The following is a 21,881-nucleotide window of genomic DNA, read 5'->3' as shown; positions in this document are numbered from 1 at the left end:
ACCTGCATCCTCGTTTCCAAGGTCAGGAGCCTCCAGGATTTCCAGGGCGTTTCAGAGACGCAGGTTGACGAGATTATGCAACATGCGAATGTCGTGGTGGCTACGGCGCAGATCCTTGCGAGGTGCGCCGGCGCCGCCCGAGCCAGGTTGGCCCAGCATTGTGAGCGGCTCTATGTCGATGAAGCCCATCACGTGGCGGCGCCGACTTGGCGGGCGGTGGCGGACCTATTCGCGAATAAAGAAGTCGTTCAATTCACCGCGACGCCATACCGCGAGGACGGCCAGCACCTCGCTGGCCGCTTGATCTACACCTACCCGCTTCACCTGGCGCAGGAGAATGGCTACTTCGCTCGGATAAATTACCGCTCTGTCGTGAATCTCGCCGACCCTGATCTAGCGGTCGCGGAAGCTGCCGTCTCTCAATTGAGAGGGGACTTGTCCGACGGTTTCGATCACCTACTGATGGCTCGTGTTTCGTCGATTGCGCGAGCGAAGCAAGTAGTTGAGATCTACGAACGTTTGGCGCCAGACCTCCACCCACTGCGGCTCGATACCAGTTTCGCCGAGTCGACCCGCCGACGTCATCGCCAACAACTGCTTGATCGTGATACTCGGATCATTGTGTGCGTCAACATGCTTGGGGAAGGTTATGATCTTCCGGCGCTCAAAGTAGCTGCAATTCATGACCCCCAGAAAAGTCTGGCGGTGACCTTGCAGTTTATTGGGCGCTTTACTCGAACCGGAGGCGGACGACTCGGAGAAGCTTCAGCGTTTGTGCCCCTACAGGTGGCAGGTGTCGACGATCGACTCCGTCGCCTTTACGGGGAAGACGCCGACTGGAACGAGGTCATTTCTGACCTCACGGAGCATCACGTGGGTCAGGAAAAGGAACGAACCGATTTCGAGCAGTCATTTGGGTCCCTACCTCATGAGATTGCATTGAGAAGTATTCATCCCAAGATGAGCACCGTCACCTATCGCTCATCTACTGAACTCATCTGGGACCCCGACAAGATTTACGATCTATTTGAAGACAAGTTGTTGACAACGCAGCTGGGCATTAACAACAGGGACAAAGTGGTGTGGTGGGTAAGTCGGGAGGCGACTCCTGTGCGCTGGGGCGATTTCGCAAGCTTCAACGAACTCGTCCATCACTTGTACGTTGTCCACGTCGACGATGCCGCAGGTTTCCTATACGTCAACAGCACTAACAACGCGACCACACACGAAGAGATCGCAAAGGCAGTGGGAGGCGAGAATGTTGACCTCATCCGAGGAGAGACGTTGTACCGCATACTCGCCAAAGTCAGTCGTCGAGTACCGACGAACGTAGGTTTGCTCGACTCAGTCAGTCGGACGCATCGATTTTCCATGCATGTCGGACATGATGTCCTTTATGCCTGGCGGGGCGAAGGCGGCACGAAAATGAAGACTAATATTTTCGCGCACGGCTTCGCCGACGGCCGGTCGGTTAGCTTCGGCGCTTCGCGCAAGGGGCGCGTATGGAGTCACGAAGAAGCTGACGACATCCACGACTGGGTCCGCTGGGTACGTCAGGTCGGCCCCGCGATCACCGATGCGTCGATATCATTGGAATCGGTAATGTCGGGGTGGCGAGTCCCCGTTTCTGAGTCCACCCGTTTCTAGAGTCGGGTTGGTGTGATCCAGATTCAGTTGATGCTGCAGCCCATCGGGGTGTGGGTGCACCTGCAGACGGCAGCGTACTCGGCCGGCGTGCGGTAGCCCAGGGCCGAGTGTCGGTGCCGTTGGTTGTGTTCTTCCTTGAAGTCGCCGATGACCACGCGGGCCTCCAGCACGGTGTTCCAGTGGTTGCGGTTGAGGCACTCCTTCCTGAGTCGGTTGTTGAACGATTCGATGTGTCCGTTGTTCCACGGCGTCCCGGGCCGGATATACGACATACCGAGCCTGTCGTCGCAGAACTGTTGCAGTGCTTGAGAAATGAACTCCGGACCATTGTCCATCCGGAGTACCTTGGGCGGCCCGCCCGCTGCGGCGAACACCTTTTTGAGCTCATCGACGAGTCGTTCGGCGGTGATCGATCTCTCGACGATATTGAGCAGCGAGACCCGGGTGTGTTCATCGACCATCGAGGCGATCTTGATGGCCTTACCGTCGATCGTGGAGTCAAACTGGAAGTCGATCGCCCACACCACGTTCGGCGCGTCGGCCACGACCGGCGCAATGGAGGACACCCCAGCCCGTTTGCGCGGACTCCGGACCCGCACCTGCAGGCCCTCCTCGCGCCACAGGCGGTGGACCTTCTTCTTGTTGACCTCACGGCGCTCGTCGTAGCGCAACGCCGCCCAGGCGCGGCGGAACCCGTGGCACGGGTGTTTGGTGGCGTAGGAACGCAACCAGGCCCGTAGATCGGCGTCAGGATCTGCCGGGGTCTGCGCCAGAGGGAGGCGGCGGCAGGTGGAGCGGGCCAGCCCAACGGCTTTGCACGCCAACCGTTCCGACATGCCCATCGTGGTGGTGAGCATGTCGACGGCGCGGCGCTTGGCAGCTGGGCCTAAAATTTTCCCTTCGCGACCTCCCGCAACGCGTCTTTGACCAGCTCGGCCTCGGCGAGCAGCCGCTTGAGTCGGGCGTTCTGCTCGCGCAACTCTTTGAGCTCTTTGGCGGCGTCGGTGTCCATCCCGCCGTAGGAGCGGCGCCAGTTGTACAACGTTGCCGCCGACACTTCCAGCTCAGCGGCGATCTCCTCGCCGGTCTTGCCCTCTGCCGCCAGCTCGTCCGCGCGGCGCAGCTTGCGCACGATGTCCTCCGCGGAATTCCGCTTCCGACCAGCCATACGTTCATCGTCCCTTCTCGCCCGACATCGGGCCACAGGACTCTAAAACTGGCTGGACTCCTTCAGCGGGAACATGCCAGGGGTTTCTCCTCCCGGAACCGGCGACGGTGCGGCCACAGTATGTGCCGCTGGCGATCGAGTGGCCGTACCAACTGGTAGCGACGATGAGTGATCGACGCCAGCTCAAGCACGATGACAAGTCATTTCCCTTGCTGGACACTGAGTTCAGGGTCACCGCCTACGATACTGACGGGCCGCTGTCATTCGAAGTTGTCACTCCTGGATGGACCTTGGGTTACGAATTTCAGTTTCGGGACGACGGACCGCCGCTTATCTGCGCGACGGGAGGTGACGGAGAGGTCGTCACCAACGCGGGCGCCACCAGCTTGTCCGCGTTCTTGACTTCGCACGGACTTCTCGTCACGTTCGAAGACGAACTAGTTCTGGTGGAACAGGGATTTCTGCTTCACCCTAACCGCGATAGGCGACTCTATCCACGGGAGGCAATCGAGACCTTCGACTGGTCTGGTGTCAACATCAAGCGCGAATCGCAAGGGGCAGATCGGGATCCAAGTTCCATACAGCATCGATCGATCGCGGTGCTGTCGGCCGAAGCCGATTGGGAGATCGTGATAGACGATGACGGGTCGGGAGAAATGGCCGACATAGTCCTCATACGGCGGGTCGACCAGGACATGGAGATCCTGCTCGCACACTGCAAGTACTCCTCGAAAACGACCCCCGGGACTCGGATAGATGATTTTTACGATGTGTGCGGTCAGGCGATGAAGATGAACCGTGCGAAATCGATGCCAGAACTACTCACGCGGCGGCTGCTAAGACGTGAACGTGAACGTCAAGCAGAAGGGAGGACTGGATTGATGACTGGATCAGTCGAGACGTTAGCGGCGATTGCAAGAGAGTCACGCTTCCGCACTTTGCGAGCGACGGTCGCGATCATTCAGCCCGGGCTGCTTAGGTCTAAGGCCAGCGACGATATTCGGGCGCTCCTGGGCGCTACCGACCGGTTCTTGTCCGAAACATACGGCATGAAATTGCGTGTCATCGCGAGCGACTAACGACGGAAGCACGGGCGAACGATCGCTCGACGCAAGTCCCGACGATCGGCGGTGGGCGTCGCTGGCCGTTCAACTGATCGACCAGTCATCGGTCGCGTTCGACGGCATGCTCTTCGGATTCCAACCAGGCGGGCCGTTTTCTTGCGGCTCGGTCCTAGGAGCCTAAAGCGAGTATGTAGGTCGAATCGGTCAGAATCGCTCCGTCTCGACGAGGTTCGCAGGATCGGATAAACCTATGTGCCGCCGGGAAATAACCGGATCAGCGTACGTAGTCCAAGAACGTTCAAAAACGAATCCATTGGTCGCGGGTTCGAGCCCCGCCCTCCCCATTTCAGCGTCAGTTGCGCGCGGTGACGTGCACTGGCAGCGAGTCGATCCCGATGCCGACGTTGTGCACGGGGCCGGCGCCGGTCCATGCGGCGGGTCCGGTGAGCTCGATGTCGTAGCCGGCCGCGATGGACTCGATGACCACCCGGATCTCCTTGTGGGCGAGATTGGCGCCGAGGCAGTAGTGCACGCCGCCACCGCCGAAGGCGATGTGCGGGTTGGGGGAGCGGTGGATGTCGAACCGGAACGGATCTTCGAAGACCGATTCGTCGCGGTTGCCGGACGGGTGCCAGAACACCACGCGGTCACCGGCTTTGATGTCCTGTCCTCCGAGGGTGACGTCGCAGGTCGCCGTCCGCCCGAAAATCAGCACCGGGCTCGACCACCGCAGGATCTCGTCGGCGGCAGTCGCGGTCAGCGATGGGTCGGCGCGCAGCTCGGCAAGTTGATCCGGATGGTCCAGCAGCGCGATGAGGCCCATCGTCAGGGCGTTTCGGGTGGTTTCGCTGCCGGCGATCGACAAGATCAGGAAAAACACCTCCAGCTCGAAACCGTCGAGCTGACTCGCCAGCTTGGTCCACACGTCATCGGCCGGGTTCGCCCGCTTGTCGGCGGTGATGCGTTGCGCGTACTCGAAAACCTCGGCCTGCAGCGCGAGCCGCTCGTCTTCGGAGAACTCGCCGTAGGGGTTACCAGCTCTGAGAAGGTGATCGGTGCGTTCGAAAATCCACCCTCGGTCGTCCTCGGGAATGCCGATGATGTCGGCGATCACGTGCATCGGCACTTGGTAGGCGATATCGCGGACGAAATCGCATGCACCTCGGCCAGCCGCCGCTTCCAAGATGCGGGCAGTGCGATCGGCGAGGAGTTGCTCGAGCCTGCCGACCATACGTGGAGTGAATTCCGAGGAGATGATCCGACGCATTTCGGAATGATCGGGGGGATCCAGCGTCAACAGTGAGCGCACGGAAGTCATCAGCGGATCAGGTGCCACCATCGGGCCGTCGGAGGCGGCGAAGGTCTTCCAATCGCGGTTCGCCTGCTGAATTTCGCCATGCGCCACGAGCGACCAGAACGGTATCGGCGAAATACCCAGACGGCCCTCGACGGGGGGATGCAGGTGCACCGGCCCCCGTGCCCGCAGTTCGGTGAAGACATCGTGAGGGAACCCGTTGGTGTAGAGCCCGGGGTCGGTCAGGTCGACAGCCAGGGTTCGGGTCATGAATTCTCCTCGATCGCTTCGGATGTCGAGCAGCTCTGAACGGCTTGGCGAACCAAGACACGCACCGCCGCCGCATCCGTCGTTTCGCCGAGTAGTAGCCGCCGATAGACCAGCGCCCCGGCGAGCATGTCCACCAGCGTCTCGGCGTCTGTCGACTGCACGATGTCGCCGCGTCGGCGCGCGCGTTCGACCGCTTCGATGGCCTGTTGCCTCGATCGAGCGACGAAGGTGCGCAGCGTTTGTCGAATCGACGCGTCGTTGGCGGCCTCGGCGAGCAGAGACGGCAGCAACGCGGCGAGGTCGGGTTGAGTCAACATGTCAGCGATCGGCAGGACCGCCGAGAACAGATCGTCGACGAAGGAGCCGGTGTCGGGCGCCTCGACAGGACGCGTGACTGCGGCCGCGGCGTACTGGAACAACTCCGTCTTGCTCGGCCACCGCCGGTAGATCGTGCCGCGTCCGACGCCGGCGCGGGCGGCGATCCCCTCGATGGTGGCGCCGCCCCATCCTTTGGCGCCGACCTCAGCGATCGTCGCATTCACGATGGTGGCGTCCAGTCGGTCGTCACGGGGCCGGCCGCGCCGCTGCGTTGTCCGGGTGGAGACGACGGGCGCCGTCGTCACGCTGGAGGGCACCGCCTAATACTGGACGGCGTAGTTCCGGAAATCAAGCGTTCCGTATCAGGTGTGCGGCTGGAGCAGATGCCCGCAGTGGCGGGCGGTGACTGTTTACTGCGCGATGCGGCGTGAGGCCGACGACGCGCTATTCGTCGCCGGCGGACGTGTCGGTCCCGGAATCCGCGCTGTCGTTCGAGCCGGCAGTGTCACTGCCGGCGGTGTCGTCCTCGTCGGCCGTGTCGTTCTGACCCTCGTCGACGGCTTCGTCGGACTGCTCGACCTCGTCGACGACGTCCTCTTCGACGGCATCTTCGACACCCTCTTCTTCGACACCGTCCTCTTCGGCAGCGCCCTCGGCAGCCTCGTCTCCGGAAACTTCGTCTCCGGAAGCCGCGTCCTCGTCCACAGCGACGTCCTCGCGTACGACGGTCGGCTTCTGGGACACCGGTTCTGCCGCGTCCACTTCGGCGGGCGAGGCGTCGTCGGCGGGCGCCGCAGCATCGCCGCTACCTCCGGTGCCGGTGTCCTCGGCAGCGTTGTCGGCGCCCTCGATCGTCGCGAGTTGCACACCGGCGTCCGCCGACGCCGTCGCGAGCGAGGCGCCGGGAATCGGGAACGGCGGCAGCGGCGGCAACGGGAACGGCAACCAGCCGAGAGTGACGATGTACCGGATCTCTGCGGTGATGCCGTTCCGGAGGCCCGTGACGGTGGTATTGATCATGTCGCCGATGCCCTGCGCCCAGACGCTGAGGTTCAGCGGGTCGTTGACCACCGGAACCAGGAAGTCGTACACGAAGCTGTCGACGATCGGCAGCACGAAGTTCGGATACCAGATCTGGATTTGATTGGAGATCAGGTAGCCGAACGGTATCCAGTTGATCAGCCACGGGCCGAGGTCCATCGACACGTAGTTGGCCCAATACCGCGTGAAGCTGTACACCGCCTCGATGACGTCCGACGCGGCGTTCTGGACGGTCACGCCGTCGTCGGTGGCAGCCGGCGCGAGCTCGTCGGCCAGCGCCAAGTTCGGCTCGAGCGCCGGCAGGAACGTGCCGGAATCACGATCGCCTGTCAGCAATGTCGGCTTGACGAGCGCCGCAAGCACCTCACGGTCGGCGATCGGAAGTATCCGGGTGCTGCCGGAGGTGTAGGAAATCGGGGCGACGACCGCCGACGCCCGTTCTGAAACCGATTGGATCGGCGGCGAGAACGCCACCGCGCCACCCGTGATGGCGACTACTCCGGCGGCGAGCGCCGCGCGTACTGACGCGTGCATTCCGATCCCCATCCAGCTATCGACCAGCCCCGGCCTAGCAACAATTTACGGGACGGCTACCCCTGCAGGCGGCGATTCGGCGCAGATTCATCGGCGCACGTTCCTCACGAGGAGCCGACCGTATCGATAGCTGATCCATGATCGTTACACCGATCCGAGGATTGCCAGCAAACTCACACCGGACGCTTTTCGAGTACACCCCCTGTGATCAGTGCAGACGAATTCTTTTGCCGGATAGGTGTTTAGGCCTCAAGAGCGATGGCCATAGTTCTTGCGGGACGGGGGTCGGCCATTGTCGACGCAGGGCGTGGCAACGGCCGAGTGCGCACCGCACGTGCGAGCGCTGAATTGCCTGACGGGCACAGCCTCGGATTCGACTAGGAGGTCGTTATGCATATGAAGAAGATCGCGGCAGGCGTCGCCACGGTAAGCGCGCTGGGCCTGGCTGGGCTCGGCCTCGGAGTCGGCATGGCACTGGCCGACCCGCCGGCGCCGAACCCGAATCCCGGCCCCGGCGTCAACATCGGTGGCCCCGGTAATCCGGCGCCTCCGGGGCGGGGCTATCTGCCGCCTCCCGGCCACGGTGGCCCGATGCCGCAGGACCGGATCCTTCTCCCCGCGGTCCCGGCATGGGTCGTGACGCCGGTGGTGCCGCCGCTGGATGCGCCGCTGCGGCCCGACCTGCCCGACTGGGCTGACGGACTGAGCCTCGTCTGGAATCCCGACCTCAGCGCGTGGGGTGTCTGGAACGGCGATCAGGGCGTGTTCATCCGCCTGTGACGCCGGGCGGTCCTTCGTTCGCGGTCAGGCTGCGTGACCGCGCGCGTACGCGACCAGGTCGCCGGCGTGATGGGGCGCCTGAAAACGGTGCACGCCGGCGCCCTGGGCGTAGGACAGGTGCCCACCCAGCGCGCCGCCGATGCTGACGACGAGCAGACCGACGACGGTCAGCACCGTCGCACGGCGATGGCGTTCCTTGCGGTGCGCGCGATAGGCGAGCGCGAACAGGACGATCCCGGCGCCGTTGACGATCGCGTGCAGAAGTCCCACCCGCCGCTGCTCACGGTTGAGCAGCGGGAAATCCGCCCAGCCGGCCCACGCGGTGGGCGGCGTCGCGGCCAGTCCGATCCCCAGCAGTCGGCGCGCCGTCGTGCGATCCCGGAATCCGAGGTCGAACAGCACCGCCGTCATCCACGAGCCGAGCGGCAGGAAGATCAGCAGCGGGTGCACCGGGTGACCGAGCCAGGATCCGCGCAGCGCCGATGCGAGGGTGCCGCCGCCGACGACTCGGTCGACGGTGTCCGCGGCACGATCGGCCGGCCGGTCGAGTGCGCTCGCGGACTCGGCTGAGCGAAGTATCGAGTGAATGTTCATAGAGGCCTCCTCGTGGCCTCTGGTACCCGGGTGGGCGTCAGTCACTCACGCGACGCACGTCATTCGCATCCGATCCCATTGCCGTCGCTGTCCAGCTTGTAGATGTCGGACCCGATGACGCGCACCGGACCCGCGACGTACGCCGGGCCGTTTCCGCTGCCTCCTGCGCAGTCGACGTCGCTGGCGATCGGGACGCAGGCTCCCGTGTAGTTCGAGTCGCAGTCGGCGGCATGCGCGGGCGCGCACCCCAGGTACGCGCCGGCCGACAGGGCAAACGCGACCAGCGCAAACGTTAATTTGTCCCCCATGGGGCGAATGGTAGCTCGCAGCCCGTCAAACTGCCCATCGTTAGCCGTAATACGAAGACGTTCGCTTTGCGGTTTTCGCTTCTGTAGCGCTCTGGCGAAGACGCGGACCCAGGGTGGGCAAATGCTATGCGTCGTGCGCGCTCATATCCCCGGTCGCCGGGACGCCGTCGGCGCGTCCGTACCGCAGGTACACGGTGCCCTTCGGGCTCACCGCGGGAGGATCGAGCAGCGTCAGATTCGTCGGGACCGCGCCGCCGTCGAACACCTTCTTCCCGACTCCCAGCACGATCGGGTGCACCCACAGGTCGATCACGTCGAACAGCTTCTCCCGCAACAACGTTTGCACCAGGTTCAGGCTCCCGACGACCTTGATCCGCTCGTGACGCTCCCGGATCTCGCGCACCTCGGCGGCCAGGTCGCGGCCCACCTGCGTCGAGCCCGCCCAGGACAGATCGGGTGTGCCGACGGAGGCGACATACTTCGGGACGCCGTTGAACAGCGTCGCGATGTCGTCGTCCGGGCCGCCCTGCTGATGCGGCCAGTACGCGGCGAAGATGTCATAGGTGCGGCGCCCGAGCAGCAGCGCATCGGTGCCCTCGTACGCGGCCGCGATCTGTTCGCCGCAGACCTCGTCGATCAGCGGGGCCTGCCACCCGCCGAACGGGAAACCCAGCGGATCCTCGTCGGGCCCGCCGGGTGCCTGCCCGACGAGGTCGAGGGTGGCGAACAGTTCGATGTCGATGCGGCCCATCGTGGAATCTCCTGATCGTCGGCTTTGACATGCTGACCGCGCGCCGGTGTGGAACTCATCGCAATCACCGAATATGGATCCACCCGCCGACGATTCCGTGTACCTGTACTTCATGCTGAAATCCGTTGTCGCGGCGGTCCTGGCCGCGTCGCTCCTGCTGACCGGCCTCCAGAGGGCAGGGGAGGCGGATGCCGCGCCCGGGTATCCGGCCGGGCCGGTCACGATGACCGCCGGCGCAAACCCGGGCAGCGGATTCGACATCACCATCCGCGCCGTGGTCGAAGCGCTGGAGAAGGAGAAGCTGGTCGATGTGCCGCTGCCGGTGGAGAACAGGCCGGGCAACATCGGCGCGGACTTCCTGGCCACCATGGTCGAGCAGTACCGGGGCCGCGACGACCAGGTGTCGGTCACCTCGCTGTCGATGATGATGAATCAGCTGCGCGGGCTGTCGCCGTACGGATTCCGCGACGTCACGATGATCGCCCGGCTGATCACCGAGTACTACATCGTCGTCACCGATGCCCAGTCGCCGTACCGGACTCTCGCCGACGTACTGACCGCGGTCAAGGCCGATCCCACGAAGGTCCGGGTCGCCGCCGCGACCGACGACCAGGCACCGTTCGACCTGCTGGTGGCCGCCTCCGGAGGCGATCCGGCCACGGTCGCCTACGTGCCGTTCGAGGGCGGCGGCGACCAGACGAACGCGCTTCTCGACGGGCAGATCGGTGTCGCGATCGGCGGTGTCAGCGAGTTCGTCGACCTGGTGCGCGCCGGCGAGTTGCGGGCCCTCGGGGTGTTGTCCGAGGAGCGGCTGCCCGGCCTGGACGTCCCGACCGCCCGCGAACAGAACCTCGACGTGACGCTGTCCAACTGGCGCGGCCTGTACGGTCCGCCCGGAATGCCGGAGTACGCGCTCGCGTACTGGCGCGACGTCCTGGCGCGGATGGTGCAGACCCCGGCATGGCAGCAGATCGCCGCACAGCATCAGTTCACGACGACGTTCATGGTCGGGGCGGACCTGCAGACATTCCTGGCCGACACCGAAGCCGACCTGCACACGGCGCTCGCGGTCGCCGGCACCTGAAACCCACCGAGCCGAACCGGCAAAATGACGATCTCGACATACTTCGCTCACGGCGTTGCTGACGTGGGCAGAGCCTGAAAAGATCCCGGCCGAACCGCTTCTCTGGTAGAGCGGTCGGAGCAAGGGCTTGATGCGATTTCCACCAGCGGCAGACACGTCGACACCGACGAACAGACGCGGCTTCGCGCTCTGCAGCGGTACCGCGTCGTCGACGCCGCACCGGGCACGGTGCTCGGGCGGATCGCCGGACTCGCCGCCCGGGCGACGGGCGCACCGATGGCCGTGGTGTCCATCGTCGACGACGACCATGTACGCCTGATCTCGACGCACGGTGTGCAGGTCACGGGCGACCGGTCCGCGCGCGACGATCCGGTGCTCGGGGATGTCACGACGGCCGGCCATGTCGACGTCATCGACGCTGATCCCCGGCTGAGCCAGGGGGGTTTCCTCACCGACCACCGGGTCCGGTTCTACGCGGCGGCACCGATCGTGACGTTCGACGGCCACCGGCTCGGTGCCGTCGCGGTCCTGGACACCCAGTCGCGCGGGTTGTCGGCCGACCACGCAGCTGTGCTGACCGACCTGGCCGCGGTGGTGATGGATCAGCTTGAGCTGCGCCAGACTTCGCTCGACGCTCTCCACCTCGAGCGCAGGCTGCGCGACACCGCCGACGAGGCGCGGCGCGAACGCGATCAGGCGAACGCCGATCGCGGCATCGCCGAACGCGACCGTGACGCCATCGAGGAGTTCGCGACCGCGCTGCAGCGCACGCTGCTGCCACCGTCGCTGCCGCGGATCGAAGGACTGGCCGCCGCGTCCTATTTCCGGCCGATCTCGACCCGCCAGATCGGCGGCGACTTCTACGACCTGTTCAGCCTCGGCGGTGACCGGTGGGCGTTCTTCATCGGCGACGTTCTCGGGCACGGCGTGGACGCCGCGGTGGTTACGTCACTGATCCGCTACACGCTGCGCGCCGCGGCGTTGCACTACGCCGACCCGACTGACGTTCTGGCGGAATTGAATTCGGTGCTGCTGCGCGAGGTCGCGCCGCGGCGTTTCTGCACCGTGGTGTTCGGGACCCTCGAACCCGCGGCGGACGGCGCGGGGTTCTCGGTGACGCTCGCGACCGGTGGGCATCCGCCCGCCCTCCTCGTGTCGTCTGACGGCGGCGCGCCCGAGGCCGTCCGGCCACAGGAGGGGATGCTCGTCGGTGCGCTGACCGACGCGGTCTTCGGAGTGTCGTCGCTGACGCTGCGGCCCGGTCAGATCCTGATGTTCTACACCGACGGGCTGATCGAGGCCCGGATGGACGAGATGCGCTTCGACGAAGAGGCGCTGGCGGCGTTCGTCGGGCAGCGCGCCGGCCGCGGCCTGACCGCCCTCATGGACGACATCTCCACGCTGGCAACGAAACTCGACCAGCGCGACGACATCGCGGTGCTCGCACTGGAAGTCGCTGATCCCGCCCGCTAACCGAAAAGCTCGTCGAGCGCGCGGTGCTCGAGTTCCACCCAGCGATCCACCCGGCGCCGAACCTCGTCCACCTCTTCGGGTTCGAGGTGCGTCGCGCCGTCGGGGGTGATGCGGCAGATGTCCATCGGGCCTCCGACGCTCGGTGAGGATGCGTCCAGCGCATCGAGCACCCGCAGCGCGGCCACCACGCCGTACTCCACGTCGCGCTTCGACATCCCGAAATGGGCCAGCAACGCGTGCGCCTGCTGCGCCATCGCCGCGCCGCTGCCGATCGCCTGGAAACCGGTCTCCACGTGATGGCCGATCAGACCGTTGGGGTCGACGTCGACGATGAACGGTTCGTCGCCGACATAGCCGGCGGTGAGCACATACGTCGCCGGGGTGCCACCGGTGTCCTGTCCCGGCACGTCGGCGATGAAATTGTCGTAGTGGTGCTTCAAGATCGGGACCACCCGGGTCTGCAGCGCGTGCCCGATGTTCTCGGACTGCAGGATCGCCTCGGGTTCGGCGCTGAACACCTGTTCCACGTCGTGCAGCACCGAGCGGGAGCCGCTGCCGCCCCACGCCGCGTGTGCGCCGAGCGGGTGCAGTTTCTGTGCCGGGTAGGTCAGCCCCCGGCCGGGGTCGGTGATCTGTGAATCAGACGCCAGCACAACCCCGTTTGCGCACCGTAGCGCCAGGACAACAGTCACCGGGCCATCCTCCCACCCTGTCGAGTGCCGCTGAAACCGTATGGTGGGAACACATGGATGTCTCCTTGTTGGCTTTCGAATGGACAGACACCAGCCGCCACTGGCTCATCGAGGTCCCGATCAGGATCGCCGTCTACATCGCGGTAGCGCTGGTCGTCCGCTACGTCGTGCACCGCATGATCGACCGCGCCACCACCACCCGTGAGCGCCGCACTCCGCCGCTGGTGCGCAGGCTGCGCGACCGGGTGCCGTCGTCGGCGACCAGCGATCAGGTGATCGCACGCAGGCAGCAGCGGGCCCAGACGATCGGCTCGGTGCTGAAGTCGACGGTGTCGATCGTGCTGCTGGTGTGGGTGGTGCTCGCCGTGCTCAACGTGGTGGGCGTCAATATCGCCCCGTTCATCGCGTCGGCAGGCGTGGTCGGCCTCGCCATCGGCTTCGGGGCGCAGAACCTGGTGCGCGATTTCGTCACCGGGGTGTTCATGCTGCTGGAGGACCAGTACGGGGTCGGTGACACCGTCGACCTCGGCGAGGCGGTGGGCGAGGTGGAGAGCGTCGGCCTGCGGATCACCACCGTCCGCGACATCGACGGCACCCTCTGGTACGTCCGCAACGGCGAGATCGCACGCGTCGGCAACATGAGCCAGGAGTACGCCGTCGCGCGCATCGAGGTGCCGGTCGCGCTGACCGCCGATGTCGACCGTGCCGAACAGGTCGCGGTGCAGGCCGCCGAAGAGGCCGTCGCGGATCCCGCGTTGGCGGCCAAGGTGCTCGGCGAACCGCAGATGCTGGGGGTGCAGGAGTTCTCTCCGGACCTGATCAAGTTGCGCATGACGGTGAAGGTCCGCCCCAACGCCCAGTGGGCGGTGCAGCGCAAGCTGCGCCGCGCGATCCTGCGGGCCTACGACACGCACGGCATCGACCTGCCCTACCCGGGCGGGCGGATCCAGGCGGTCGGGGAGTAGCCCCAGCGCCGAACCTTGGGACTGGCTGAGAGCGCCGCCGGGGGTGCAGGGTGACTCCATGGCCATATCTGAGCGAGACACCACCCGGACGCTGTTCGGGCACCCGATCGGGCTGACGAACCTGTTCGGAGTCGAGCTGTGGGAGCGGTTCTCCTTCTACGGGATGCTCACCATCCTCGGCTACTACCTCTACTACTCGGTGACCGACGGCGGCCTCGGGCTGCCGCAGAGCACCGCGACGGGCATCGTCGGCGCCTACGGCGGCTTGGTGTACCTGTCGACGGTCCTGGGCGGGTGGATCGCCGACCGGGTCCTCGGCATGGAACGCACCGTGTTCTACGGCGGGGTGATCGTGATGCTCGGTCACATCGCGCTGGCCGTACTGCCCGGCCTGGCCGGCGTCGGGATCGGACTGGTGTTCGTCGCGCTGGGTTCAGGCGCGCTGAAGGCCAACGCGTCCTCGCTGCTGGGCACGCTGTACGCGAAGGGCGACCCGCGCTGCGACGGCGGCTTCACGCTGTTCTACCTCGGCATCAACCTCGGGGCGTTCATCGGGCCGCTCATCACCGGGGTACTGCAGACCCGCATCGGGTTCCACTTCGGCTTCGGTGCCGCCGCGATCGGGATGGCGCTCGGCCTGATCCAGTACGTGGTGTTCCGGCGCAACCTCGGTGAGCACGGCCGCGACGTGCCGAATCCGTTGCCGCGCAGCGCTGTCGGTAAAGCGATCGGCGTCCTGGTGGCCGTTGCCGTGGTCATCGGGGCGGCCGTCGCGCTGAAGGCGGTGACGCTGGCGAACCTGTCGCAGGTCACCACCGGGGTGATCGTCGTCGCGTCGGTCGCGTATTTCGCGGTGATGCTGCGCAGCCCGAAGGTCACCGACACCGAGCGGGTCCGACTACGCGCGTTCATCCCGCTGTTCGTGGCCAACGCGGTGTTCTGGTCGTTGTTCCAGCAGATCTTCACCGTCCTCGCGGTGTACTCCGACGAGCGGATGAACTGGTCGATCTTCGGCTGGACGGCGCCGTCGAACTGGATCGGCTCGATCGAGCCGATCTGGATCATCGCGCTCTCACCGGTTTTCGCACTGTTGTGGACTCAGTGGGGAAACAGCGCTCCCACCACACCTCGCAAGTTCGCCTACGGCGTGATCGGCATGGGCCTGGCATTCCTGTGCTTCGTGCCGCTCGCCGGGGTCGACGCGGTGCCCGCGCTGGCGGTGCTTCTGATCCTCGGGGTGTTCGCGGTCTCCGAACTACTGCTGTCCCCGATCGGGTTGTCGGTCACCACGAAGCTGGCCCCCGACGCGTTCCGCGCGCAGATGATGGCGCTGTACTTCTTCTCCGTCGGCCTGGGCACGTCCATGTCCGGCGTGCTCGCTGGCTACTACGACACCGACAGCGAGGCACTGTATTTCGGTGTCCTGGGCGGTGTCGCGGTGGCCGCGGGTGTCGTCGTGTTCGCGATCGCGCCGTGGATCAGCAGGCAGATGGAGGGCGTGCACTAATCGGTCAGCGACACCGTGGAGACCGGATGCAACGTGCCGTCGTCGGCGGGCTGTTCGAACACGACCTCCGCGATCCGGTTGTGGGCGTTGAAGCTGGCGATGGTGTTGCCGAACACCGGACCGCTGAGGTTGCGCCACGACATCGGCAGCGCCGGAGATCCGCAACGGCGCGCCCAGCGGCGCGTGATACGGCCCAGCCGGGGCGACCAGACGAGCTTGAACACCGGCTTCAGCGGAGCCGGGACGTAGTTGTGCACCGGTGAGCACACCAACTGATGCACCCGGGTGTACGGACTGGTGGAGAAGTCGGCGCGGGCCGCATAGCTGTGGTGGACGTCGCCGGAGAGCACCGACACCGTGGCCGGGCCTGCCGAGGAGCGGTTTGCCGCCGACTCGATCAGTTCGGACAGCCGCAGGAACGATTTCAGGAACGCCGGCCAGTGCTCCAGATCGGCGGTCTGGCGCACCTTTTCGGCCACCACGCCGCGCAGCCCGGGGTGGTCGGCGGCGAACTCGTTGATGGTCTGCAGGTCGCCGAGGGCCGGGGGCAGCAGCCACGGCAGCGAGGAGCCGATCAGCAGGTGGTCGACCGTGTCGAGACTGTCGTCGACCTGTTCCTCCAGCCAGCGGAACTCCCTGTCGCCCAGCATCTTCCGGTCACCGTTGTCGAGGATGCGGGCATTGCGGGAGTCCACCATGATCAGGCGGCTGCAGCCGACGTCCCAGCGGAAGCTGAACCGCAGCCCCTTGTCGCCGTCGACCTCGTAGTCGGCGCGGTCGGCCAGGTCGACCAGGTGCGGCCAGCAGTCCCCGTCGGTGGCCAGCACCCGTTGGTAGTCCTCGTCGTCGGCGAGTTGTTGCGGGCTCAGGTTGCCGAGATGCTGATAGACCCAGTAGGAGCCGAGTCCGGCGTGGATCCGGTCCCGCCACCACGAGTTCTTGTTCACCTCGGCACGCCACGCGGCGGAGGTGTTCCAGTCGTCGCGGATGTCGTGGTCATCGAAGATCATCGCGGTCGGCAGCGTCGACAGGATCCAGCGGATCTCGGGATCACCCCAGGTGTGCCGGTACAGGGATTCGTATTCGCCGAACGAGACCACCTCGTCGGGTGGGCGGCTCTTGGTCTTGCGGCGCCCGGCCAGGTTGCGGCGCGCCTCGGGAGTGAGTTCGTCGGCGTAGACCTGGTCGCCGAGCAGCAGCAGCGCATCCGGCCACTCCTCGACCGGCAGTGTCGTCAGGCGGGCCGCGTAGCAGTCCAGGGCGTCCAGGCCGAGCTTCTTGTCGAGCTTCGGGACGTCGGTTCTCGGGTAGCGGCAGGAGCCGAACACCACCTTGAGCCGGTCGGCCGACCTGGGTCCGCGGGTGCGGATCACACTCGGCGGGAACTCCGAGTCCGGTTCGGGCCAGACCTTCGCGCCGTCGATGTGCACCTGGTACTCGACGATCGAGTCCGGTGTCAGGTTCTCGACATGGACCAGCGCGTAGTGGCAGCCCTGCACCTCGAACGTTCGCGCCGAACTGCCCAGGACTTCGACGAGCGCGGGCGCGTCCGTCTGCACCCACACGTTGGCGGTCGTCTCGCCGACGTGGCGCAGCACAGGGCCGAGAAGCAGAGTCACCGACCCAGCCTAGAGTCTGCGGAGCCGGCCGTTTCGCGGATCGCCGCTACCGCCTGCCACTTATTTGCTGAAACTGCTCTCTAAAACTGACGCGTTCGTAATACTTCGCGAATGTCACAGCTTGCAACGGGTCCGGTCAAGCGCGGTACCGGCAGGATCGTCGTTTTCGCTCTCGTGGTCGTGCTCCTGTATGCGGGAGCTGTTTTCGCCTACTGGTCGTTGTCGGGTTCGGCACGTGAGCTGGACAGTCCGGACTTCGGCGACGGTTCCGAGACGGTCGTGCTGGTCACGATCACCGGCATCAAGACGCTGGACAACAAGGTCGACGCGAAGGTCCTCGTCATCCCCGAGGACGGGCTGACCGACCAACGCCTCGACGTCCTCAACACCGACCTATCGGTCCGGCTCTACCCATGGAACACGCTGGGGGACATGAATTTTCCAGCCGGGGCATCGCCGGCTGAGGTGTCCACGACCATCGACGTCAGCGGGGATCCGACCACCTGGCCACTGGACTCCTACACCACCGATCCGATCAGCGCCGACGTCCTGGTCGGGGAGGGGGACGAGAGGGAGTTCGAGCCGGCGCGCGTCGAGATCGAGGCGGCGATCCAGGGCTGGGACATCTCCAGCGAGAGTGTTCCGCCGTCGCCGCAGTCCTATTCGCACGAAGGGGACGAGGCCGTCCAGCTCACGTTCCGGCGAGCCCTCGGTCCACTGGCGTTCGACATCGGCATCTGCCTGGTGCTCATCCTGCTGCCGACGCTGGCGCTGTACACATCGCTGAAGGTGTACCGCGGGAAGAAGGAGTTCCAGATGCCGTTCCTGACCTGGTATGCGGCGATGCTCTTCGCGATCGTCCCGCTGCGCAACATTCTCCCCGGGGCCCCGCCGCCGGGCGCCTGGATCGACATCCTGCTGGTCATGTGGGTCATCCTCGGCCTCGTCGCGGCGATGGTGGTGTACGTCGTCGTCTGGAACAAGCGGATCGACTAGCGCCCGTTTTCCGGTGTCGGCGAATCGGCTGAAAGTTTGCTGAGAGGTGGTAGGTTCTTCCCCAGTAGCCGACGTTGGGGGTCATTGTGAGCTCGTGTTCCGATTCGCGCACACCGGACGCTCCGCGGCTCGGCCTGTACTCCGGCCTGGTGCTGGCCGGGATCGGCATGGGCATGGTGGTCGGCCAGGGCGTTGCCGTCGCGAGCCCGGCCGACAGCACGAGTGCCAGTACCAGCGCAAACGCTGATTCGTCGGCATCGACCGACACCTCTGACAGCTCTGACACCGCATCGTCGACGCCGGAACGGACCTCCGACGACGAGGACACCCGGGCGTCGGCCAAACCGTCGGGCAAACACGCCGCCGAAGACGACGACCAGGATGCCGACGCCGAGGCGGTTGAGGCAGACGAGGCCACCGAGGTTGCCGAGGCCGAGGCGGACGACGCCAAGGCGCCGCAGTCCAGGAAGCCGCGGGCGAAAGCGGACGCCGACCCCGACTCCGTCACCGATACCGACCCCGGTTCCGACACGGGTTCACCTGCCGCCGATGTCGACACCGAGAAGGTGTCCGTCGCCGCCGCGGTGTCAACGGCCGCGGCATCAACTCCCGCGGCCGCGAAGCCCGATCCGCAGCCCACCGTGCGCGACCTGGTCAGCGCCCGTCCGGTGACCGCGGAGGCGATCGTCACCGACATCCTGACCTGGGCCGGTGTGCGTCCCCTCAGTGGAGATGTGCCGACGCCCGCGACGCCGGTGTCCACGTTGCTCCAGGGCCTCTGGCTCGCCGTGCGCCAGCACCAGTACACCTGGAACAACCAGAGACCGGTCGCCAGCGTCGAGATCGCCGGGGCCGATCCGAACGGCGTGATCACCGGCAACCTCAACGCGGTGGACTACGACGACACCACGCTGACCTACGTCGTCACCAGCGCGGCGGCGTATGGCCGGGTGCGCGTCGACGCCGACGGCGGGTTCACCTACACCCCGGGTGCGGCGGCGGCGGGTCGGGCCGACACGTTCACGATCCGCGTCGACGACACCGTCGGCAACCCGTTCCGCGTGCACGGTCTGGCCGGCCTGCTCGGCATCACCGGGCCCACCGAGGTGACCATCACCATCCCGGCGGCATCCGACGGCGCGCACGCCGCCCCGACCGTGGTGGTCACCACCGGCAGCGGCAGCAGCGGCGGCAAGGTCCTCGACGGCCACATCACCGACGAGATCGTCGTCAACGCCGACGACGCCGCCGCGGTCCTCAACGCGCTGGCATCGGCGCTCGGGGCCTCGGAGGGTTTCGCCGACCGCGCGGTCGTCACCACGACCACCGCGGGCTCCGGCGCCACCGCCGAGCACTTCTACCGGTTCTCCGAAACCGTCGGCGGCATACCGGTTCTCGGCAGCGAAGTGATCCTGGTGACCAACGCCGACGGCGAGGTGACCAGCGTGTTCAACTACTACCGCGGCCTCGGCGAGGACTTCGACATCACACCCGACGCGGCGATTGACGAGGACACCGAGATCCGTCTGGTGGCCGGCCAGGCCTATCTCGGTTCGGCCGACCAGCAGGCCGTCGAAAACTTCATCGCCGCAAGCAAATTCACCAACACTCTGGTGATCTACACCGTTGCCGAGGACGACGACGCGCCCGCGCTCGCGTGGCGGGTGGTGGTCCATATTCCCGACACCGGGGAACTGGCACCGTCGGGCAAGACGTTCCTGATCTACGCCGACGGCGAGCGGGCCGGTGAGGTCATCGTCGCGGTGTCGAACGCGCAGGCCGCCGCCGTGACCGCCACCGCTCGGGACTGGCTCGGAAACAACCGGAGCATCACCGTCGAGTCGCGGCGGATCTGGTTCTTCACCACCACCGAGATGGCCGACTCCAACCGCATGATCGCCACGTACAAGACGAAGTACGGTTTCTTCGGGATCGGCGCGCCCACCCTGCCCGGGACCATCGTCAAGCGCAGCTTCTTCGGCTGGGACCGGGCCGCGGTGTCCGCCCATGCCAACACCGCGCTGGCCTACGACTACTTCCTCAATGTGCTCGGCAGGCAGTCCTACGACAACGCGGGTGCGCCTGTCATCATCAGCATCAAGTACCGGCCGGACACCTCACCGCTGGGCTATGCCAACGCGTTCTGGGATCCGACCATCAACCAGATGGCGTTCGGCGACAAGGGTTACTTCCAGGCCGCCCTCGACATCGTCGCCCACGAGTACGCGCACGCGGTGATCAACCACATCGTCGGCAAGGGCGAGGTCGCGCTCGACTCCGGTGAACCGGGCGCGCTCAACGAGGCCTACGCCGATATCTTCGGGCTGCTCATCGAGAACAAGACCGGACGCGAGCGGTGGCTGATCGCCGAGGATTCCGACAACGGCGTCATCCGCAACCTGGCGGACCCGAAATCGATCATGACGCCCTACGGACCGCACCGCGACCGGTACTCGACCCGGTACACGGGCATGGCCGACGACGGCGGCGAACACGTCAACAGCACCATCTTCAGCCATGCGGCGTATCTGATGATGACCGATCCGGCCACCGCGGACGTCTCCGACGACACCTGGGCCAGGGTGTTCTACCACTCGCTGGAGCGGCTGACGTCCACCTCGATGTTCGTCGACGGGCGGGCCGCCGTGCTGGACGCGGCGCTGGCCCAGGGGCTCACCTTCGCCCAGCGGCAGGCGATCGCCAACGCGTTCGACACGGTCGAGATCAAAGGCACCGCACCGTCACAGGTCATCGCCGTCTGAGCGGTCCACCAGCACGGCGCCGTCGGGCCGATCGCCGAGGGTCTGCAGCGCGAGGTCGCCACCGGCGGCGGTCCGCCGGATGATCTCGGCGATCTCGCCGGGCGCATCGCACTGCACGTAGTGATCGGCCCCGGGGACCACCCAGTACCGGTTGCGGCCGGGCTTGGGTTTGACGTAGGTCTGCCACACGTGGTTGGCGACCCGTAGCGGGGCGACACCGTCGTGCAGCCCCCAGATCATCGTGGTGTCCACCGCGATCGTGGAAAGCCGCTGCAGCCAACCGGTTTCGTCGGCGGCGCGCTCATGCAGGTACTTCACCGTGTCGGGCAGCACCTGAATGCCGTCGTCGTGCGCGAAACACTTTGCCAATGCCGCGATCTCGGGATCCTGTGGCGTGCGGCGCGGCATGAACGTCGTCGCGCCGAGTCCCGCGGCGAGCATCTCCGGGGTGGTGGCCGCCGCGGTGGCGCGTCCGGTGTTCTCGTCGAGCAGCGCGACCTGGAAGGCTGTCAGATTGGCCAGCGGCAGAAAGATGTTCGCGTTGGTCAGGAACACGTCCAGCGGCGCCACCCCGATGTCGTCGAGCAGGCCGAGCGCGATCATGCCGACGCTGCTGCCGCGGTCGTGGGTGATCATCCGGAAGTCGCGCAGCTGCCAGAACTCGGTGATCGCGTGGACGAGCAATCGGGCGTCGTCGTAGAGCGAGTAGACGTACGGGTGCGGCGGTTTGCCCGACAGCCCGTAGCCGGGGAAGTCCAGCACGTAGATGTCGAACTCGGCGGCCAGCTCACGAGCGAGGCCGTGGTAGTCGACGCTCGACGTCGGGAAGCCGTGCACGCAGACCAGCGGCGGGGCGCCCGGGGTGCCGGTGCGGCGGGTGAACACCTCGACCTCGGCGCCGGCGTTGGCCGGTGTGGTGGAGGCCCATCGCAGGGTGGTGCTGTCACGGTGCCAGTCGGTGTAGATGTCCACCCGTGGAAAGCTAGCGGCCGGACCGGCGGACAGGAGGTATTT

Annotated in this window: 19 protein-coding genes; 9 read left to right on the top strand and 10 right to left on the bottom strand. The window is 65.9% G+C overall.

The features are described 5' to 3' along the window. A partial coding sequence (locus BST38_RS27510) for a DEAD/DEAH box helicase (RefSeq protein ID WP_165761670.1) occupies positions 1-1,647 on the top strand: 1,647 nt, incomplete at its 5' end. A gap of 23 nt (positions 1,648-1,670) precedes the next feature. Here BST38_RS27510 and BST38_RS27505 read toward each other — a convergent pair. After that, positions 1,671-2,815 (bottom strand): IS3 family transposase gene (locus tag BST38_RS27505; RefSeq protein ID WP_420872546.1). Its coding sequence is split into 2 segments (ribosomal slippage): positions 1,671-2,551 and positions 2,551-2,815, totalling 1,146 coding nucleotides; the frame shifts between segments, so codons are not numbered across the junction. A gap of 122 nt (positions 2,816-2,937) precedes the next feature. On the opposite strand from BST38_RS27505, the gene BST38_RS27500 reads away from it, so the two are divergent. Continuing rightward, complete coding sequence (locus tag BST38_RS27500; protein ID WP_083146699.1) at positions 2,938-3,894, top strand: hypothetical protein; 957 nt, start codon at positions 2,938-2,940, stop codon at positions 3,892-3,894. A gap of 337 nt (positions 3,895-4,231) precedes the next feature. Here the strand turns inward: BST38_RS27500 and BST38_RS27495 are convergent, their stop codons facing one another. The 3 genes from BST38_RS27495 to BST38_RS27485 form a co-directional block, all read right to left on the bottom strand. Further along, a complete protein-coding gene (locus tag BST38_RS27495; protein ID WP_083146698.1) occupies positions 4,232-5,443 on the bottom strand; it encodes a cytochrome P450 in 1,212 nt (403 codons plus the stop codon). Further along, positions 5,440-6,078 (bottom strand): TetR/AcrR family transcriptional regulator, encoded by a 639-nt coding sequence (locus tag BST38_RS27490; RefSeq protein ID WP_083146697.1) that lies wholly within the window; start codon positions 6,076-6,078, stop codon positions 5,440-5,442. The genes BST38_RS27495 and BST38_RS27490 overlap by 4 nt, the downstream gene beginning before the upstream one ends. Before the next feature lie 127 nt (positions 6,079-6,205). After that, positions 6,206-7,336 carry a hypothetical protein gene (locus BST38_RS27485; protein WP_133057269.1) on the bottom strand — a complete coding sequence of 377 codons (1,131 nt, stop codon included), beginning with the start codon at positions 7,334-7,336 and terminating at the stop codon, positions 6,206-6,208. 390 nt (positions 7,337-7,726) lie between these two features. On the opposite strand from BST38_RS27485, the gene BST38_RS27480 reads away from it, so the two are divergent. After that, positions 7,727-8,116, top strand: a complete 390-nt coding sequence (locus BST38_RS27480) for a hypothetical protein (RefSeq protein WP_083146695.1) — start codon at positions 7,727-7,729, stop codon at positions 8,114-8,116. Between the two features lie 24 nt (positions 8,117-8,140). Here BST38_RS27480 and BST38_RS27475 read toward each other — a convergent pair whose 3' ends face one another. From BST38_RS27475 to BST38_RS27465, 3 genes are all read right to left on the bottom strand, one after another. Beyond that, positions 8,141-8,710, bottom strand: coding sequence for a DUF2231 domain-containing protein (locus BST38_RS27475; RefSeq protein ID WP_083146694.1), 570 nt, complete (start codon positions 8,708-8,710; stop codon positions 8,141-8,143). Between the two features lie 59 nt (positions 8,711-8,769). Continuing rightward, positions 8,770-9,018: a hypothetical protein gene (locus BST38_RS27470; RefSeq protein ID WP_083146693.1), complete on the bottom strand. Its 249-nt coding sequence runs from the start codon at positions 9,016-9,018 to the stop codon at positions 8,770-8,772. A gap of 124 nt (positions 9,019-9,142) precedes the next feature. Then, on the bottom strand, positions 9,143-9,769 hold the full coding sequence (locus tag BST38_RS27465) for a dihydrofolate reductase family protein (RefSeq protein WP_083146692.1): 627 nt from the start codon (positions 9,767-9,769) through the stop codon (positions 9,143-9,145). Between the two features lie 73 nt (positions 9,770-9,842). On the opposite strand from BST38_RS27465, the gene BST38_RS27460 reads away from it, so the two are divergent. Further along, positions 9,843-10,853 (top strand): tripartite tricarboxylate transporter substrate binding protein, encoded by a 1,011-nt coding sequence (locus BST38_RS27460; protein WP_237160943.1) that lies wholly within the window; start codon positions 9,843-9,845, stop codon positions 10,851-10,853. A gap of 276 nt (positions 10,854-11,129) precedes the next feature. After that, positions 11,130-12,326, top strand: coding sequence for a PP2C family protein-serine/threonine phosphatase (locus tag BST38_RS27455; RefSeq protein WP_083146704.1), 1,197 nt, complete (start codon positions 11,130-11,132; stop codon positions 12,324-12,326). Here the strand turns inward: BST38_RS27455 and BST38_RS27450 are convergent. Further along, positions 12,323-13,018, bottom strand: a complete 696-nt coding sequence (locus tag BST38_RS27450) for an Ntn hydrolase family protein (protein WP_083146691.1) — start codon at positions 13,016-13,018, stop codon at positions 12,323-12,325. The two genes, BST38_RS27455 and BST38_RS27450, sit on opposite strands and share 4 nt — an antisense overlap. Positions 13,019-13,071: 53 nt before the next feature. Between BST38_RS27450 and BST38_RS27445 the strand changes: the two genes are divergently transcribed. Together BST38_RS27445 and BST38_RS27440 are read left to right on the top strand one after the other, a co-directional pair. Next, positions 13,072-13,983, top strand: a complete 912-nt coding sequence (locus tag BST38_RS27445) for a mechanosensitive ion channel family protein (protein WP_083146690.1) — start codon at positions 13,072-13,074, stop codon at positions 13,981-13,983. A gap of 58 nt (positions 13,984-14,041) precedes the next feature. Beyond that, entirely contained in the window at positions 14,042-15,490 is a 1,449-nt protein-coding gene (locus BST38_RS27440; RefSeq protein ID WP_083146703.1) for a peptide MFS transporter, read from the top strand. Here BST38_RS27440 and BST38_RS27435 read toward each other — a convergent pair. Beyond that, a complete protein-coding gene (locus BST38_RS27435) occupies positions 15,487-17,109 on the bottom strand; it encodes an alkaline phosphatase D family protein (RefSeq protein ID WP_083146689.1) in 1,623 nt (540 codons plus the stop codon). The two genes, BST38_RS27440 and BST38_RS27435, sit on opposite strands and share 4 nt — an antisense overlap. Positions 17,110-17,220: 111 nt before the next feature. Here BST38_RS27435 and BST38_RS27430 point away from each other — a divergent pair, with 111 nt between their 5' ends. Together BST38_RS27430 and BST38_RS27425 are read left to right on the top strand one after the other, a co-directional pair. Then, positions 17,221-18,105 (top strand): DUF4436 domain-containing protein, encoded by an 885-nt coding sequence (locus BST38_RS27430; protein WP_083146688.1) that lies wholly within the window; start codon positions 17,221-17,223, stop codon positions 18,103-18,105. Between the two features lie 86 nt (positions 18,106-18,191). Next, on the top strand, positions 18,192-20,867 hold the full coding sequence (locus BST38_RS27425) for a M4 family metallopeptidase (protein ID WP_237160942.1): 2,676 nt from the start codon (positions 18,192-18,194) through the stop codon (positions 20,865-20,867). Here BST38_RS27425 and BST38_RS27420 read toward each other — a convergent pair. After that, on the bottom strand, positions 20,847-21,839 hold the full coding sequence (locus BST38_RS27420) for an alpha/beta fold hydrolase (RefSeq protein WP_083146687.1): 993 nt from the start codon (positions 21,837-21,839) through the stop codon (positions 20,847-20,849). The two genes, BST38_RS27425 and BST38_RS27420, sit on opposite strands and share 21 nt — an antisense overlap. Positions 21,840-21,881 lie beyond the last annotated feature (42 nt).

Origin of the sequence: Mycolicibacterium parafortuitum (assembly GCF_002086815.1) — a bacterium.
In the GTDB taxonomy this organism is placed as follows: Bacteria; Actinomycetota; Actinomycetes; order Mycobacteriales; family Mycobacteriaceae; genus Mycobacterium; species Mycobacterium parafortuitum.
The sequence above is the reverse complement of the archived record's forward strand: the minus strand, read 5'-3'. Positions and strand labels throughout refer to the sequence as shown.